This window comes from Legionella quinlivanii (assembly GCF_003265995.1).
GTDB classification, from domain to species: Bacteria; Pseudomonadota; Gammaproteobacteria; order Legionellales; family Legionellaceae; genus Legionella_C; species Legionella_C quinlivanii_A.
In genome coordinates, this window is record NZ_MVJN01000003.1 from 189,650 (window position 1) to 207,227 (window position 17,578).

Below are 17,578 nucleotides of genomic sequence, written 5' to 3' on the forward strand. Positions count from 1 at the left end.
GTTGCTGCATTAATCTACAGCAACAGTAATTCTTGAATGGCGTTCATGTGTATAATTTGAACTATCGTTTTTCCATTGTCAAGTTCAATGGACGGCCTCGCCAGTCGACTCAGTGAGAGGCGGTGTGGTTTTCGATTCCTGCCATTCCCCGTGTATCCAGTTAGCAGGGGAAAAATCTCTAAGCTTACGTTCCCAAGCATGAATAATAAATTTCTGAAATTCCTCAAAGGCTACAGTACTCTCAACATACAAAGAAGCTTTTTCTTTTATTTCCCGTGCTTTTTGTTCTCGCCACTCCACGTCGTTAGCAACTCGCAATGCCAATTGAATATATTCGTTTTGATCTTGAGCAGTGAGCCCGGATACACCAATATAATCGTAAATTGCAGCGGTCCATCTACCGAAGGGTATATTAAACGGAAGTGTTATTACTGGTACCCCTAATAATATTGCGTCAAAACTGGAAGACATACCGCATTGAGGAAATGAGTCCAAACAACAGTCTACAGACATTAATAAGGCATGAGCATCTTTCTTGGTTAAAGTGGGCAGAAATATGCAGCGATTAAAATCCTGCATTAACTTTTTCTGAAGCCTCATTCTGAGCGTTTTACATAAGAGTAGGTCCTTTCGAAGTATTACTATTTTTGCATCGGGATCTGCTTTTAGCAATTTAGCAAACATGTCATCCATGAGCGGATTAATTTTTGGAGGCGTATTAGGACATAAGTAAATGTGATCCTCTGGCGTGCAATTCAATAGTTTTTTGCGAATCTCATTACGCGCCTTGGTCGAGAAATTTCGGTTTGTATTAACCCTTGGCTTTTCGATCCAGTAAGGTGGATGCTCGAGATAAGACACCGCCGTTTTGTAAAAGTCTCGCGAAGGAACTGGTTCTGCTGGTCGCCAGGAGATGTAATAATCGGCATTAGTCACACCGTTAGTCCAGTTAGGCTCCAGTAAAACCATCTGTAATGGAGCAAGTCGCGCCAGCATTGGAAAAAAGATCGCAACAATCGAGGGTCCCGAAATTATAATGTCGAGATTTTGTGAAGAGATCGTTTTAATGGCGGATAGAGCATCAACCGGCGAATATTCGACCACTTCATCGGCACTTCCTATCCAGTCCTGAGCTGTCTTTGAGCTGCCTGCTTCGCCTGGGCGTAAGAAGACTGTGTGAAAAATTGTACTATCGAGTTTGCGAAGCAAGCCTGACATCATGGGCATAGAATCGTGAACTGCAAACCCAATCCTTATCTTTTGATTTCTTTGGAGCTGTACCTGGCGTTTTTCAGTAACATGTGCAGATATGTAATTAAGCCCGGGCCATGTGGCAAACGCAAACTGCTCGAATGCAGCAATTGCACGATGATAAGTTGCGGGATGCGCAATTGCAGGGAGTGAAAATAGATACTGCCAGGGCGCCCAATCTATTAAGATATCATTAATAGGTTCAGTTAGAGTTATTGGGTCTGCTGCCAATTGTTTGCATGCTTCAATAAAGCTATTGATGGCTTTGTGATCGGGGACGGATGGAAGCGTAAGGGAAGCAATAATCTTAAGGATATATACTGATTTTTGTGAATTCTCATTCAAATTTTGAAACGACTGTTTGAGTCTGTCATAAACCATTAAATAGAACTCATTTTCGATGTCCAGGTATCTGCCTAAAAATAAGATGTTCTTGGCATTCTGAAGAGAAATTGGTTTTTGACTAAGCGCTACTAAAAAAAATTCTTTTAATAGTGCAAAGTCAACAGCATCGCAGTGGCGTTTAATTTCACTGAAGTTAACTATAAAACCGATCATTTCACCGCTGCTTATAGCTTTTTTATAAAAATCACTTAGCGTAATTTCGGAGCCTTGGTCTGCTCCTGGTTGTTTTGTTATAAACTCAGCATAACGGGCATAGTCATTTCGCGAAGAACAAACGTGAAGATAATATAGTCTTATCGATTCGTCCTTGGGGAATGTCATTATCCCCTTTTCCATAATTTCGTATGCGGTTGTAACTTTATTAAGCCTAAATATTCCTAATGCAGAAAAGGCATAATTTGTAGGATTAACGCGCCTTAATTTAGATAATCGTTGATAGATTTTATTAGCATCAACCGTACCGCTTTCGGCGAGTTGCCATAGCTTAATAAGATCATCAGAGCTAATATGGTTTGGACGAAATATTCTCGTAATTGAATTGAGTAAGTTATTTTTCAGGTAAAACCCATGAAGCGCTTTTTTGCCCTTTAAAGGGAACAGTTTTTTTATTAAATTATAGAGACTCATTCCTATGACATTCCCGGCTGATTTTTAGCCCTAGGATACCTTAATTCCCTTTAAACTTATACCTTGTTATCTCTTCCCAGCCTTCAGTTCTCCGATGAAAAACTGTTTTAGTTTTTCAAAAGTTAGATGAATTTGTCCTGTTTCAGCAAGGTTTCATTCAGCAGGGTTTCATTTGCATTTCATGCTATTACGGTTTATCATTTTTTATTTTTTAACTCATGACCAAAAGAATAAACAGTCATCTTATTGGGTTAGCTTACAAATCCACATCCACACTTTTTATTTTAACTTGTATCCTCGTACTAATGAGTGGAATATTTCTTCCTGTTTATTCAGATGAAGTAGTTACTAAATGGCTTATTGCACGTTTTTTTATAGATTTACACCAAAGAACGACCCTTTTCCCTCAATGCTCAAGTACAGTAGGGACGTATATACCATTGGTATATTATCCCGCTGTATTTTTATACTCCTTGTTATATAAGCCTTTAGCTCCGTTGGCCCTTAGAATTAGTGGGATTGTATGTTCACTTTTATGGTTTTCAGGTTTTGCATATTGGTGCTTACGTATAACGCAATCAAAAAAAACCGGCTTATTTCTATTTGTCACCCTTATTGCTTGCACAGTTTCACTGGGCGTTATTCCATTTTTAATGATTTTTGCTCGCCCTGAACAGTTAATGATAACTATTATAATGTTATTGTTTCTATATTGCCTATTTTGGCAGCCCATTGTAACTCAAAAAGTTCAATGGTTTGCTTTGGCTATTTTTTTACTTTTATCTTCCTGCTTTTTCTTTGTTCATGCAAAAAGCTTATTCTTTTTACCATTTTTCATAATAGTTGCATATTTAATAACCAAAAAAAGCTCCATAATAGTTACATTTTCGGTCATTTTTTTTCTATTAATCTTAAGTTATCAAAATATAGCAGATTCAAATCTTTATACTCAATGCCAAAATGAAGCCCCAATAATTTTGGCTCTATTTAAAGCGAACACTCTTCTTCCGTCCGATTTGATAACTTCACCGATAACTTTCTTTAAAAAAGGATTTTTAAATTTAGCATCAACTCCCGCCCAATTAATAAATCACGCCATTTTCCAACCGAGTTACCAATCTTCATGGTTGCCTACTACTTCAAATTCAAATTATTTCATTCAATTTCTAAATAATCTAATATCCTCAATGCTCTATTTAGTCATTATTGGTAGTCATATTGGTGTAGTTATTGTATTTTTATTTAATCTTTTTAAAAGGAGTTTGTCTAAACCTATTCTCCTTGGAGGCATGCTTGCACTAGGATCTTTGGCGAATGCATTTTTTTATAATATGTGGAATTTCTATGGATTAAGCCAAGCCATTCCAATATCAATGATGTTAATTCTTACGCTATTGCCAACACCTTATACCAAATATCCATCCTTTCAATTGAAAACTATTTCTATAATATTGATGATTGTTAGTCTTATGTCTATGTGCACGCTTCTATATAGAACCCTGCCCCTAATGGTATTAAACTCTAGCTCAACTGATTCAGATATAAAAGATCAATATTTATCTATCCCTACATTTAGTCAGGAAGAACAAGTAATTAAAATTCAAAAGTTAGCAAAAAAATGTGGTATTCCCTTCACTAACACAGAACATTTAGTGGTGGATCACCAAACTTATTTTGCATTTCCAGAAAACAAATTTCCAATACATGTGCTTTATATATCAGAAGTTGGATATGGCGGTGATCTGGTAAACGGAAAGTTGGAAATTTTATTAAGAAAATTGCATAGTCCAGGTGTAATCGCTCGTTGTTCGTATCTCTCTCCCCAATTAGTCAAGCAGGAAAAGATTGTCAGCGAAGGATATTGTTGTATTAAATTTAAATGAGTATCTATGCATATAAATATAAATGCTCTCAGATAATTATACTTCTTATTATATTACTAATGAAGTTCATCAAGATTGGTGATCATTGCTTCAGTTAAAGTTCTAATTATCGCGATACCTTATCAGTTAATGGCACAGTTCCATCCAGATAGATAAATTAGCAGTGCCTGTCATCAGAGGAGGACGATATTGCTGCGTTAATCTGCAGCAATATTCGCAGGCTGATAATTGAGCCAAATTCTCTGTTTTAGTAGCAAATGCTTCTTCTCAGAATGCCAATAATAAACTATAGATCTTGCCAGTCACCGTTTATCCAGTTGGAAGGAGGCAGGTTTGCCAGCTTTCGTTCCCAAGCCCTGATGATAAAGCTCTGCAACTCGTCTAACGCAATGGTGCTTTCAACATACATGGAGGCTTTCTCCCTTATTTCTTGTGCCTTTTGATGCCGCCATGCCTTATCTGCAGCGACACGCATCGCAATCTCGATATATTCTTTCTGATTGCGGGCAATAAGTCCGGATACTCCTATATAGCCGTATATTGAGGCGGTCCACTTGCTAAAGGGTATGTCAAAGGGAAGGGTTACAATAGGAACCCCTAGCATTATGGCGTCGAAGCTTGAAGACATGCCGCAAAGAGGAAATGAATCTAAACAACAATCGACAGACATTAGCAGGGAATGAGCATCTTGTTTAGATAAAGTCGACAGAAAGATAACCCGGTTGAAATTCTGCCCCAACGTATTCTTAAGTCTTGCTTTAAGAATTTTACCTGAGGGAGAATCACTGCGAAGGATTGCAATCATTGCATGAGGATCGGCCTTCAACAAATCAATTAACATTTCATCCATTAACGGATGGACCTTGGGAGGAGTATTAGCGCATAAGTAAATATGCTTCTCTGGCCCGCAATTCAATAGCTTCTTGCGTACTTCACTCCGTCCTTTTTCCGATACTCTGGTATTGACATTATGTGATGGCCTTTCAATCCAGTAAGGGGGGTGCTCAAGATAGGAAACTGCTGTCTTATAGAAAACATCTGGCTTAACAGGCTCAGCTGATTTCCATGAAATGTAATAATCGGCGTTAGTCAACCCATTGGTCCAATTGGGTTCCAGCAAGATCATCTGAAGGTGTGCGAGACGTGCCATTAGCGGGAAAAATAGCGAAAGGGTGCAGGGTGCGGAAACTATAATATCGAGTTTTTGTTCCGCAATGATTTTAATTGCGGCCAGGCTATCGTCAGCTGGAAATACTATAATTCTATCCGCATTCGCTAACCTGCTTTCAGCAATTTGAGAGTTACTCTCTTTTCCAGGGAACAAGTAAACGGTATCAAATATCTTTTTGTCTAACCTGCTCAATAAGCCAGACATCATTGGTATGAAATCGTAAACTATAAAGCCAATCTTTATCTTTCGACCCTGTTGTATTGATGCAGGCAATCGTTCAGTGGTATGAGGCGCTGTATAATTAAGCTCTGGCCATGTAGAAAACGCAAATTGCTCAAATGCCTGCATCGCATGAGGGTATTGCATAGAGCCTGCATCAGGAGAGGTAAATATACTCTGCCACGGCACCCATTCAAGTAATAAGTCTTTAGATGGGGATGTAAGAGTTATTGATTCACGTGCTAATAGTTTACATGATTCTATAAACTCGCTAATTGCTTTGTCAGCAGGGATGAAGGGTAGAGTTAGTGTCTCAATGATATTTAAGTTATGTATTATCTTTTGCGAGTCGCTGGTCAAATTTTGAAATATATCTTTGATGGTTTCACAAATGCCTGAATAAAAGTCATGCTCAATATTTAAGTGTTTACCCTGATATACAATGTTTTTGGCAGTCTGGAAATCAATAGGCTTTTGGGCAAGCTCTGTTATAAAATATTGCTGTAGTTTTTTAAAATCTTCAGGACTACAAACTTCTTTAATATCTCGATAATTTATTAAAAAACTTATGTACATTCCAAAGTCAATCACCTTTCTGTAGAACTCAGAGACCAGAATGCTTGAGGTAATTTCTTCGCCCGAAGTCTTTTTCATGAAGGCAAAATAACGCTGGAAGTGATTATGGATAGCACAAGTCTGGAGATAGTATAGCCGTAACCAATGATCTTCAGGATATATCGTTATACCCTTTTCAAGGATCCCGCAAGCAGTTGTCACATCATTAAGGCGCAACGTAGCTAAGGCTGAAAGGGTATAGTTTGTGAGGGTAGTTTGTTTCAATCGGGATAGTTTTCGATATATTTTTTCTGCTTGGCCGCTACAGTCACCTTCTGCAAACTGCCAGAGTTTCATCAAATCATCAGGGCTGCTTCGATTCAGGCCGAAGGTTTTAGCGAAATTAATATTATTTTTTTTCCGAAGGATGGCTTGAAGACATTTTTTCGCCTTTGGAGGGGTAACTTTTTTAATAAAATTGTAAAATATCATACCTTTGGCAATCCTGTGTATTTATTGGGCATAGCATAGTAGAATTTTCCCTAACGAATGCCCAACGCAATGAACTCTATTTTCGATTTCGCTCTGGATTAATATTTTTTCCACACTATACGATTCACATAATCGACATGGCTGTGAATAATCCGAACAATTTTATCAGAGACATTAGGCATGCTGTAGTCGCTAACAAGTCGCAGTTGCCTTTTCTCGCCACGAGACTGTGATTCCAGGATGTCCAGTCCCTGAAGAATTCGCTCTGCTTCAAGCCCTGTCATCATTGTGCTTGCTTCTTCCATGCCCTCGGGTCTTTCATGGGCCTCGCGTAGATTGAGTGCAGGGAAGTTGAGAATAGATGATTCTTCATTAATTGTTCCGCTGTCCGACAGTACTGCTTTTGCCGACATTTGCAGTTTTACATAATCAAGAAAGCCGAGCGGCTTCAATGGGCGTATTAACTCGTGCAGGCGCACTCCAGTCGTATCCAATCGTTTCTGCGTACGCGGATGGGTTGACAAAATAACAGGTAACTCATACTTCTCGGCTACAGCGTTCAGAGCCGAGACCAGTTTGTGAAATGATTTATCTGATTCAATGTTTTCTTCACGATGAGCGCTGACTACGAAGTATTGTTCTTTCTGTAAGTTCAAACGATCTATTACTTCAGCGGCTTGAATTTTTGGTAAATAGTGATTGAGAACCTCGTACATCGGACTACCTGTCTTGATAATCTGATCTGGAGGTAAGCCTTCGCGAAGCAGATAATCTCGGGCTATCGTGCTATAAGTCAGGTTTATATCGGCGGTATGGTCAACAATGCGGCGGTTGGTTTCTTCTGGTACCCGTTGATCAAAACAGCGATTGCCCGCTTCCATATGAAAAATAGGGATCTGGCGTCGTTTCGCCGGTATTACCGACAGGCAACTGTTCGTGTCACCCAGAACCAGTAGTGCCTCAGGCATGTATTCTGCCAGAACGCGATCAACAGCTATGATCAGATTTCCAATTGTATGTGCGGCACCTGTACTGCCCGAAGCGCTATCAAGAAAAGCATCCGGTTTACGAATTCCTAAATCATCAAAGAAGATCTGGTTCAATTCATAATCGTAATTCTGGCCTGTGTGTACCAGGATGTGATCACAGTGTTCATCCAGGGCTGCCAACACACGTGACAGTCTGATAATTTCTGGCCGTGTGCCAATGACCGTCATTACTTTAAGTTTTTTCATTTTATCCTCAAACCGGGCAAGCATAGGTATCGGGGTGCGAACGATCAAAAATTTCATTGGCCCATAGCATCACGATCATTTCATCATCGCCGATATTGGTAATATCGTGTGTCCATCCTGGAACTGTTTCCACAACCTCGGCACACTCACCATCAGTAAAAATTTCGTGCTTTTCGCCTGTTTGTATGTGACGAAACAGAAACCGTGCCTTGCCTTTAATTACCAGAAACTTTTCTGTTTTGCTATGATGATAGTGGCCGCCGCGAGTAACACCTGGATGAGCCGTAAAATAGGAAAACTGACCGCTATCCTGCGTTTTTAGCATTTCGACAAAGGAGCCTCTTACATCCACATGTTGCTGCAACTTGTAATGAAATAAATCGACGGGTAAATAACTGACATAGGTCGAGTACAAAGCCCGTATAAAACCCGTCCCAACCCGCTCAGTGGTAAGCGATTGCCGGCTTTCTTTGAAACGTTGAATCAGCTCGACTACTTCACCGACGGTGCTTGAATACTGGGGTGTTATGCATGCGAATCCATTGGCGCTAATCGCGGTTTCTATTCCATCCATAATGCTGATGAACGATTCAACCACATCATCGACATAGACCAGCGACAATGGAGCTGAGCTATCATGCACCTGCACTGGCAAGCCGCGTGCAATATTGTGGCAAAATGTTGCGACCGCCGAGTTGTAGTTCGGGCGACACCATTTCCCAAACACATTAGGCAGCCTGAAAACATAGGACGAAACATTTTTTTCTTTTGCTGCAGTGAAAACCGCATCCTCTGCGGCAAGCTTGCTGCGCCCGTAATCATTGTCTTTCTCTGCCTGAATGGATGAGGCAAACACCAGCGAGACAGGTCGGTTTTCTGCGGCACTCGTAGCGCAAACTGCATCACACAGCATTTCTGTCAGATTTCGATTGCCAGTTATGAATTCATCCGGATCATGAGGACGATTTACGCCTGCAAGATGAAATATAACATCGACCCCCTTAAGTTTAAACGCCAGCTCATTGGGGTCATTCGACCTGTCGAAACAGATTACCTCTACATCATTCCGCTCGCTAAGACGCTGGCTTAAATTTCTTGCAATAAACCCTTGTGAGCCTGTAATTAATACCTTCACTACACGAGCTCCGGAATGGCAGTTTCTCGTCTTACGATTTTCTGCATGTACTCCAGCTTCATTAGCAGCTTTTTCATTCCCTCGACATCTAATCGCCTGGTATTGTGTGAATTGTATTCTTCTTCGTGGAGAGCCTGGGTAATCCGTTGCTCCCCCTTTTCTACAAATTTACCATAATTCAGATCACGGATATCGGGTGGAACCCGGAAATAATCACCAAGGTCTTCTGCGTATGCACGCTCTTCTCTGCTCAGCAGGGATTCATAAAGTTTTTCGCCATGACGCGAGCCAATGATCGACACAGGATGGTCTTCTTTATGCATCAGCTCAAGAATGGCTTTAGTGAGGGTTTCTACTGTCGCAGCAGGGGCTTTCTGCACAAAGATGTCCCCATTTCTCCCGTGTTCAAAGGCGAATAGAACTAGATCAACTGAGTCTGCCAGTGTCATCATAAACCTTGTCATCTGAGGATCAGTGATGGTTATTTTATTGCCATTGAAAACCTGTTCCGTAAATAATGGAATTACTGACCCGCGTGACCCCATCACATTACCATAGCGCGTGCCGCAGATGATTGTCTGTGTGGCGTCAAGATTGCGGCTGGCAGCTACCATCACTTTTTCCATCATCGCTTTGCTGATGCCCATCGCATTGATTGGATAGACTGCTTTATCTGTGCTCAAACAGACAACGCGACGTACGTTCGCTTCGATAGCCGCATTTAAAACGTTTTCGGTGCCGAGCACATTGGTTCGAAATGCTTCCATCGGATGGAATTCACAGGATGGTACCTGTTTCAGGGCGGCCGCGTGAAAAATAAAGTCGCTTCCACGCATGGCTGCCGCAACGCTTTGTTTATTGCGGACATCACCAAGATAGAATTTAAGCCGGGGATCGTCGTATGCCTTACGCATATCGTCCTGCTTTTTCTCATCTCGGCTAAAAATTCGTATTTCTCGCAGATTAGTATTAAGCATTCGCTTAAGTACCGCATTGCCAAACGAGCCAGTCCCTCCAGTGATCATCAATATTTTTTGACTAAACATATCCAAGTTCTCAATTTAAATAGATTGAATGACTCATTTCCCCGGCATTTTTAGATTTGAAATCAAAAGCTATCGAGGGAGAAAATCCGTCTTTGCGGGGAGTTTATCATCACTGGATATTGCATTGTAGACATAACAATAAAAAAATGAAAAAAGAATGAACTTGGATTTTAAAAACTAGTATACACTTGTCAGCCATATTAGAATCACAAACAAAAACAATAGGATTGTATTTAAGATGAGGAAGTGTCTCGAGTGCGGTACGCTCTTTGATATCCAAGGGCATAATTGTCATGTCTGTGAGGGAGTGTGCGCGGTAGTCGATGGCTTTCCTTCGTTTGCGCCTTCTTTTGCCCATGAGGGGAAGGGGTTCGATCCGGATAGCTTTGCTGCATTGGCCAGACTCGAGGCATCAAATTTCTGGTTTCGCGCGCGTAACCATCTTATTACCTGGTCACTTTCCCATTATCGGCCTAAATTCCAGTCTTTTCTTGAAATAGGTTGTGGAACCGGTTTTGTGTTGTGGGGCATCTCTCAAATATTTCCTCAAGCAAATCTGCATGGCAGTGAACTATTCACAGCTGGATTACAATTTGCAGCCCAGAGACTTCCATTTGCAAATCTTATGCAAATGGATGCAAGAAACATTCCCTTTGATAACGAGTTTGATTCGATAGGTGCCTTCGATGTGATAGAGCATATTGAAGAGGATTCATTGGTTTTAGCGCAGGTATTCCAGGCATTAAAACCGGGGGGCGTTTGCATGCTTTCCGTGCCTCAGCATCCCTGGCTCTGGAGTCCCATGGATGAATATGCCTGTCATGTAAGACGTTACAAGGCAGACGAACTGCATAACAAAGTAAGAAACGCGGGTTTTAAGATTTTACGCAGCACGTCATTTGTGACCAGTTTATTGCCCGCGATGATGTTATCAAGGTTTGTGCAAAAATTTAAAGGACCTCAAGCCCACAGGGATTACTCTGAGCTTCAGATATCCCCGGTGCTTAATTCTATTTTTGAAAAAATGCTGCGTGCAGAAATTGGGCTTATCAAAAGAGGAGTCAGTTTACCTATTGGCGGCTCACGATTTATTGTTGCAGAAAAGCCAGAATGATTGCCTAATAGCTTCACATAACATAGATACGTCTGTTTAATATGCTTATGGGAGGTTATTGTTACAGAGCTCTAAACCGGAGTCGACTGAACTGGAGCGAGTAGTTTTACAATCCGCCCAGATCGGGTTTTATGTGCTTCACAGTTTAAATGAGAATCTGTACCAAAATTTCCCGGATGGCTTAATTACTAGAATTGAAAATAAAGAAATGGACTGGTAATGTTTGTACCAAATGTCGTTAATATACTTACAATTCCCAGGGTTGTACAAATAACTGCTACTAAAATACAAAGCGCTTGGCTGACTCTTGCTCCACTGTATTCGTCCAGTTGTATTCTGTTCTCCAGTAAAACAAGCAATTCATAGATGTTTGGGAATGCCCAGATAACAATCATGGACAATAATGCATAGCCTATAAATGACATCATGCTCAAATTTGCGAATAGCGTTTCCCAGTGCATCCCTTCTGTTCGTCCTGTCATGCTGTTAATTAACATATGTGCTGAATGCACCGAATCGGCTCTGAAGAATACCCAGGCCACAATGACCAGAATAAAAGTTAGCACAATGCTTAATGGCGCCGCTAACATTTTTGGAATAACACCGGATAGGCCGAAGTTGCGCTTGAATTTATGCCAGAGGTGATTAACACATAAATAGGAGCCATGCAGCCCCCCCCAGATGATGAATGTCCAGTTTGCCCCATGCCATAAACCGCCTAATAACATCGTTGCCATTAGATTGTTTAATTTTCGTACTTCGCCTTTCCTGCTCCCACCCAGGGGAATGTAAAGATAGTCGCGCAGAAATTGGGAGAGAGTCATGTGCCAGCGGCGCCAGAACTCAATAATGTTTTGTGCCTTGTAAGGTGAATTAAAATTGATTGGCAGTTTAATTCCGAACAGTATTGAAAGGCCGACGGCCATGTCAGAGTATCCGGAAAAATCAAAGTAAATCTGAAGGGTATAGGCCAAGGCCCCCACCCAGGCGACCCATATATCAACAGCCTGCCCAATAGCTACCGCGTTGAAGACGGGATCTGCATATGCACTGATAGGATCTGCGAGTAATAGTTTTTTACTTAAGCCAATAAAAAAGAGAATAATTCCTATCGCTACATTCCTCGATCTAATCCGATAAATCTCGGGATTTTTGAATTGCGGCATCATCTGCTTATGGTGAAGAATTGGGCCTGCAATCAAGTGTGGAAACCAGGTAACAAATAACAGGTAGTGCCAGAAGTTATACTCTTCAGTAGTTTTTCTCCAGGTATCTACAAGAAACGCAATTTGAGTAAAGCTGAAAAAGGAAATTCCCAGAGGCAATACCAGATATAGTGTGGGGAGATTCATGCCAGTTGCCCTGGCAATTTCACCAAGAAAGAAATTTGAGTATTTGTAATAACAGAGCAGCAACAGGTTTCCGGTAATTCCTGCAAATAATGCGAGCCGTGCTCTGGCACTGCGCTCCTGGTTCATTGAGATAAAGCAACCGATACTGTAATTGAAAACGATAGAGGTCAGTAGTAATACGATATATTTAGTGCTCCACCAGCCATAGAAAAACAGGGAGGCAGCTGCCAAAAAGATGGCTCCCGCTTTTTTCCCAAACAGGTTTGCAATCAGAAAAAAGCCAATCATGACGATTGGGAGAAACGCAAAAATAAATTCAAGGGATGTAAAAAGCATAATTTCTCTATGTAATTCATTTTTTAAATTACGCCAGTCTACATTCGATTGATAGTTTGTCAAAGTCGCAAGACAAGATTCTTATAAGAGTTTAACTCTTTGTATTTTGGCTAACCTGTACAACCCTGGGAATTGGAAGTATATTGATGACCTTTGTGGAATCAGCATTATCAGCCTTTTCTCTATTTTTAACTTAAACAATGAACTCATATAGACTATTTATCATCTCCTCAGCTATTACAACATTCATCATTGGCGCCACCTATTTTACGGCCTTCAACTATCAGTTTGGCGCACCAATTCCGGCTTCATACGATCTTGCAAACTGGGTTATCCTGAAAGAAGATATTGCCAGAAGAGCAACAGGGAAACGAATACTGTTTGTCGCTGACTCCAATGTGTTATTCGGAATGGACAGTGCCTATATTGAAAAAAAATTGGGAAGGCCAGTCATCAACATGGGGCTTCACGGGGGGCTCCCATTGGACTGGATACTTAATGTTGCTGTACGGAATGCACGCCGCGGAGACACAGTCATACTGCCGCTGGTATGGGGATATTATCTGACTGATTACAGAGATTTGAATAACTGGATAGTAGAACAGGTAGTCGCATGGAATCGCTCCTATTATGACGGACTTAGCCTGGGAAGGAAAATACGGTTTATCAAGTCAGTCTCCCTTGCTGATCTTAAGCAAAATATATCAGTAAAATTCAATAAGGAAGCGATATTAACGGAAAACCCGTTTCTTCATACCCAAACGCCCAGCGAGGCGCTTGCGTACTATGATAAGGCCGCCAGTGCTCAGGAAACATTTTCATATTCCTATGTGAACATGAATAACCATGGCGACATGCTGCATACCTGTGGGGTTAATATATCTGCTAGCGGAGCGAGCTACTCATATCCCAAGAAAGATTCATCCCTTAATAAACACTCAGCTAACTTACTGATGAAGAGTATAAAAGCGATGGAGGCTCGAGGCGTTAATGTGTTTGTCATGGCGCCAGTACAGGTGGATAGCGAAATTACACGATCCGGCTGGTATCAGGCGGCAATCAGTAATTTATGGTCAGAGCTTAGGAATATGGGAGTGAATCTCCTGGGCACGCCCGATGACTTTTTCTTTAAACCGGAAAGTTTTTTCAATACTGAATATCATTTAAACTGTGCGGCAAATCAGGATAGATCAGAACGTATTATAAACTTACTTTCTCCTGTCATGGAAAGATGAATACGGCTCCTTTTCTGGAGCAGTATCCACTTTCAATCCGTATGGGCATTCATTTTGATGGGGAGTATGCCACATCATTTGTGGAGTATAATTTCTCCTGAGATAATTTAACCTTGCTTACCAGGGCTCGTCCGTAACGCTGTATTGGCCTTTCAAAATAAATAAATGAGACTGTAGCGAGCCCAATCGAAATGGTCATGACGGCGAGCGCTGCCAATAGTTGAGATGAGGACGAAATTACTGGTTCCTGGCTAAAGAATATCCCATGGATAAGGCCGTTTATGGCTTGATGAAACATATAGAGCCCATAGGATATCATGCCAAATTTAGCCAGAATTGAATGGCGCCAGAGAGTATTTAATCTACTGTCTTTATGGGTATATATCCGAAGTATTACCACCGCCCACATAAGCGACAACATACTTTGCTTTAATGGAAAAATAGCGCCGCTTGGACCAGTCCACCATGAAAAACTCCAATTTGTGACGGTCAGATATAAAAAGCATAATGCAACCAAATCAAGCAGCAATCTGTAACGACTCGCCAGAGTAAAGGCTGTCTTGTTTCTTAAAATAAGCGCTAAGGCGACACCGTACATAATCCCATCTGCCCGGGATGGAAGAAGTACATAACTCGCATACCAATCTCCAAAAATTCGTTCAAACAAATCACGTAATACTGGAGCCATAACAAGGCAGCTTATAACTAAAACAACCAGCTTTCTCCTCGACATAAAATAAACGGCAAGTGGAAACAATAAATAGAATTGATCTTCAATGGCCAGAGACCAGGACATGGCCATCCATCGTGGACCGCCATAGCCATGTGCTGCAATGGGAAAGCTTTGTGTGAAGGTGGCAAAGGTCCATAAAGGGGGTCTGTATTCTGCTAAAAGCCAGTTATCAAACCGGGTAATATGAAAATGATTAGTGATGAATAGTGCTGCAGCATAGGTTGCAAGCATGAGATAAGCAACAGGAAAAATACGCGTTACCCGCTTGATCCAGAATATCTTGAAATAGTTGGGGTCGTTTTTGCTATCAAGAAGTATGCCTCCTATCAGGAAACCGGAAAGCACAAAAAAAAGGTCTACACCACTTAGCAATAACCACATGGTATGAGAACGAAACCCCATTATCCATGCATGATTTGGAAGTTGTATAATACCTGTCAGACAATGTACGATTAAAACAGACAGGCAAGCATAGCCCCTGATTCCATCCAGCTCGGGAGTATGTTTAAGATGGTTACCATCCCATTGCGCTGGAAGAGAAACAGCAGATTGTGCAGGAAACGCTTTACCAAAAACAGCTTTGGCAATCGAAGCCAGGCTTTTAACCAGTTTGAGTGGGCTCTGCAGTAACATAATCAGGAAACTGACTGGCATCAGCCGATTTATTTTTAACATTTTGAATTCTTATTCGTTCTGAACATCCAAGGCTAGACATAATACCTGATTTGCGGGCTAAGACAAGTAAGGATGAAATTGTATAAATACAGAAATGTTATCACGTAAAACAGTGTCAAATTCTGAGATCATCGCGTCTTTCCTTTGTTGGGAAAACAAAATATTTGAGCATAAAAAACAAGAGGTTTCCTACGACAAGGATAGCCAAGACCTGCACTGCCTGATGCGGAAAACCAAGTAGATCTGAAAGCAGGAATAACAACATATAATTCACGCCATAAGAAAAGAGATAAGTAATGATATAACGCATTAAAGCATTACGTTTCTTTCCAGCGTATGAAAATGAGTATTTCAAATGCCCAAAATAAGCTGTTATAGCCCCAACAGGATAAAAAATAGTGATAGCGACCTTGGGATCAAGCCAAAGGAAGGTAACCAGCAGATAAATCAAATACCCCAGAAGGTTATTGATTGCACCGACAAGACCGTAGCGGACGAACTGATACAAGCCTGGAAATTGAATACTTAAGGACTTCATGCGTACTCAGGAGCATTGTGGTACAAAAGTTGTCGATCAACTTTCCCATTTGCGTTTTTAGGCAATTCGGGCTGAATAAATAGCCGGCTTGGGATCATGTATTCAGGAAGTAGTTTCGCTAAACGATTCAGTAAGATTTTTTCATCTGTTTCTGCTGTACTGGCTACAAAAGCGATCAGTTTTCCATAGGAAGAGTTGGTACGTTGGTAGAACACCGCGGCCTGATTTATTTCAGGAAGTTTAACCAGCGCATGCTCAATTTCCTCCAGTTCAATACGGTAGCCCATATGTTTTATCTGATTGTCTTTGCGCCCCACAAAGTAAAGTGTTCCCTCTACTTCCCGTACAATATCTCCGGTTCGATACATGCGTTTCATGAAGTATTCTGGTTCACACAGGGTTATAAATGAGTTGGACGTTCGCTGAAGATCATTAAAATAACCCGCCGCCACATTGGGACCAATCAGACAAAGCTCTCCGGTTTTCGCATCTTTATTCTCCTCATTGAGGATGCGGTAGTCAAAGTTGCAGTTCAGTGTTCCTAAAGGGGGAAGTCCATCCATCTCAAAAAAATCCTGTTCATTTATGAGATAGGCGCTGCAAATACAGGTACATTCGGTTGGGCCGTAAACGTTTACCAATCTGGCCTGCTTAGAAAAAAGATTGTACAGTTTTTTTAGCTCGGTTTTAGGATAGCCTTCTCCCCCGAATATGATATAGCGAAGCGTTTGTAATTTTATATTGCCTAGCGCCTTCATGGTCATTAAATAAATGAGTAAAGAGGGAACCGAAAACCATACGCTGCACTCCATCCTGCCAACGTAGTCGACGAGCTCATACGGTTTGGATAACAACTCCCGCGATACTGGACTAAGTGATGCTCCTGAAAATAATGCCACATAAAAATCAAATACGGAGTTGTCGAAGTACATCGGGCTTAAGTTTGCGAAAATATCTTCATTATTAATCTGAAAACATTGTTGTCCCCATGATATAAAATGAAGAATATTCTGGTGAGTGACCGCCACCCCTTTAGGTATACCTGTTGAGCCTGATGTAAACATCACATAAGCAATGCAGGAGCCATCTACTTTTTGAATGAGCTGGTTTTGAATATCGCGATCTGTTTGTGATATGGGTCTAATTAGTTCTGGTGATAACTCAAGTAATCTGCATTGATGATTATCAGCCAAATCCTGCATTTTCGTTTTATATTGAGGATCATCATAAAATAATAATGAGGCTCCACTCACCTTCAGGATGTCTGAATTTCTTGTTAAAGGGGACATCACGTCAATGTTTACATAGGCAATACCCAGTCGCAGGGCAGCAATCATGAGAGCGTATGATAAATAGCGCTTGTTGTTTCCGATCGCAATGACGTCACCACGTTTCATTCCATGAGATATTAGCAGAGCCCCCAAACTCTCAGCACACTGAAATAGATCAGAATAGCTGTGGAAATGGTCAGAATAACGCAGTGCCGGGCGAGCAGCGTTAGAATTGCAAACCTCAGTGAAGGCCATACCCAGGTTATAGTAATATGTATGCATACCTATTTACGAATTGTACTCAG

Annotated in this window: 12 protein-coding genes; 3 read left to right on the top strand and 9 right to left on the bottom strand. The window is 41.1% G+C overall.

What is annotated here, in order from left to right; translation table 11 throughout:
- Positions 1-84: 84 nt before the first annotated feature.
- On the bottom strand, positions 85-2,283 hold the full coding sequence (locus B1207_RS04570) for an O-linked N-acetylglucosamine transferase family protein (RefSeq protein WP_112218810.1): 2,199 nt from the start codon (positions 2,281-2,283) through the stop codon (positions 85-87).
- 305 nt (positions 2,284-2,588) lie between these two features.
- On the opposite strand from B1207_RS04570, the gene B1207_RS04575 reads away from it, so the two are divergent.
- On the top strand, positions 2,589-4,166 hold the full coding sequence (locus B1207_RS04575; protein WP_146740017.1) for a hypothetical protein: 1,578 nt from the start codon (positions 2,589-2,591) through the stop codon (positions 4,164-4,166).
- A 286-nt stretch (positions 4,167-4,452) separates the two neighbouring features.
- Here the strand turns inward: B1207_RS04575 and B1207_RS04580 are convergent, their stop codons facing one another.
- The 4 genes from B1207_RS04580 to B1207_RS04595 all read right to left on the bottom strand — a co-directional run bounded on the left by B1207_RS04580 (position 4,453) and on the right by B1207_RS04595 (position 10,019).
- A complete protein-coding gene (locus B1207_RS04580) occupies positions 4,453-6,603 on the bottom strand; it encodes an O-linked N-acetylglucosamine transferase family protein (RefSeq protein WP_112218812.1) in 2,151 nt (716 codons plus the stop codon).
- 98 nt (positions 6,604-6,701) lie between these two features.
- A complete protein-coding gene (gene wecB / locus B1207_RS04585) occupies positions 6,702-7,895 on the bottom strand; it encodes a non-hydrolyzing UDP-N-acetylglucosamine 2-epimerase (RefSeq protein ID WP_253255782.1) in 1,194 nt (397 codons plus the stop codon).
- The gene (wbjC, locus tag B1207_RS04590) at positions 7,846-8,973 is read right to left on the bottom strand and encodes a UDP-2-acetamido-2,6-beta-L-arabino-hexul-4-ose reductase (protein WP_112218813.1); all 1,128 of its coding nucleotides are present in this window, start codon (positions 8,971-8,973) and stop codon (positions 7,846-7,848) included. The genes wecB and wbjC overlap by 50 nt, the downstream gene beginning before the upstream one ends.
- The gene (locus B1207_RS04595; protein ID WP_112218814.1) at positions 8,973-10,019 is read right to left on the bottom strand and encodes a polysaccharide biosynthesis protein; all 1,047 of its coding nucleotides are present in this window, start codon (positions 10,017-10,019) and stop codon (positions 8,973-8,975) included. Before B1207_RS04595 ends, wbjC begins: the two co-directional genes overlap by 1 nt.
- 238 nt (positions 10,020-10,257) lie before the next feature.
- On the opposite strand from B1207_RS04595, the gene B1207_RS04600 reads away from it, so the two are divergent.
- Positions 10,258-11,133 carry a class I SAM-dependent methyltransferase gene (locus B1207_RS04600; RefSeq protein WP_112218815.1) on the top strand — a complete coding sequence of 292 codons (876 nt, stop codon included), beginning with the start codon at positions 10,258-10,260 and terminating at the stop codon, positions 11,131-11,133.
- Between the two features lie 188 nt (positions 11,134-11,321).
- Here the strand turns inward: B1207_RS04600 and B1207_RS04605 are convergent, their stop codons facing one another.
- A complete protein-coding gene (locus B1207_RS04605) occupies positions 11,322-12,821 on the bottom strand; it encodes an MBOAT family O-acyltransferase (protein ID WP_112218816.1) in 1,500 nt (499 codons plus the stop codon).
- 200 nt (positions 12,822-13,021) lie between these two features.
- On the opposite strand from B1207_RS04605, the gene B1207_RS04610 reads away from it, so the two are divergent.
- Entirely contained in the window at positions 13,022-14,056 is a 1,035-nt protein-coding gene (locus B1207_RS04610; RefSeq protein ID WP_112218817.1) for a hypothetical protein, read from the top strand.
- 49 nt (positions 14,057-14,105) lie between these two features.
- Here B1207_RS04610 and B1207_RS04615 read toward each other — a convergent pair whose 3' ends face one another.
- The 3 genes from B1207_RS04615 to B1207_RS04625 form a co-directional block, all read right to left on the bottom strand.
- Positions 14,106-15,464 carry an acyltransferase family protein gene (locus B1207_RS04615; RefSeq protein ID WP_112218818.1) on the bottom strand — a complete coding sequence of 453 codons (1,359 nt, stop codon included), beginning with the start codon at positions 15,462-15,464 and terminating at the stop codon, positions 14,106-14,108.
- Between the two features lie 115 nt (positions 15,465-15,579).
- Positions 15,580-16,002: a GtrA family protein gene (locus B1207_RS04620; RefSeq protein ID WP_112218819.1), complete on the bottom strand. Its 423-nt coding sequence runs from the start codon at positions 16,000-16,002 to the stop codon at positions 15,580-15,582.
- Positions 15,999-17,555 (bottom strand): amino acid adenylation domain-containing protein, encoded by a 1,557-nt coding sequence (locus B1207_RS04625; protein ID WP_112218820.1) that lies wholly within the window; start codon positions 17,553-17,555, stop codon positions 15,999-16,001. The genes B1207_RS04620 and B1207_RS04625 overlap by 4 nt, the downstream gene beginning before the upstream one ends.
- Positions 17,556-17,578: the final 23 nt, after the last annotated feature.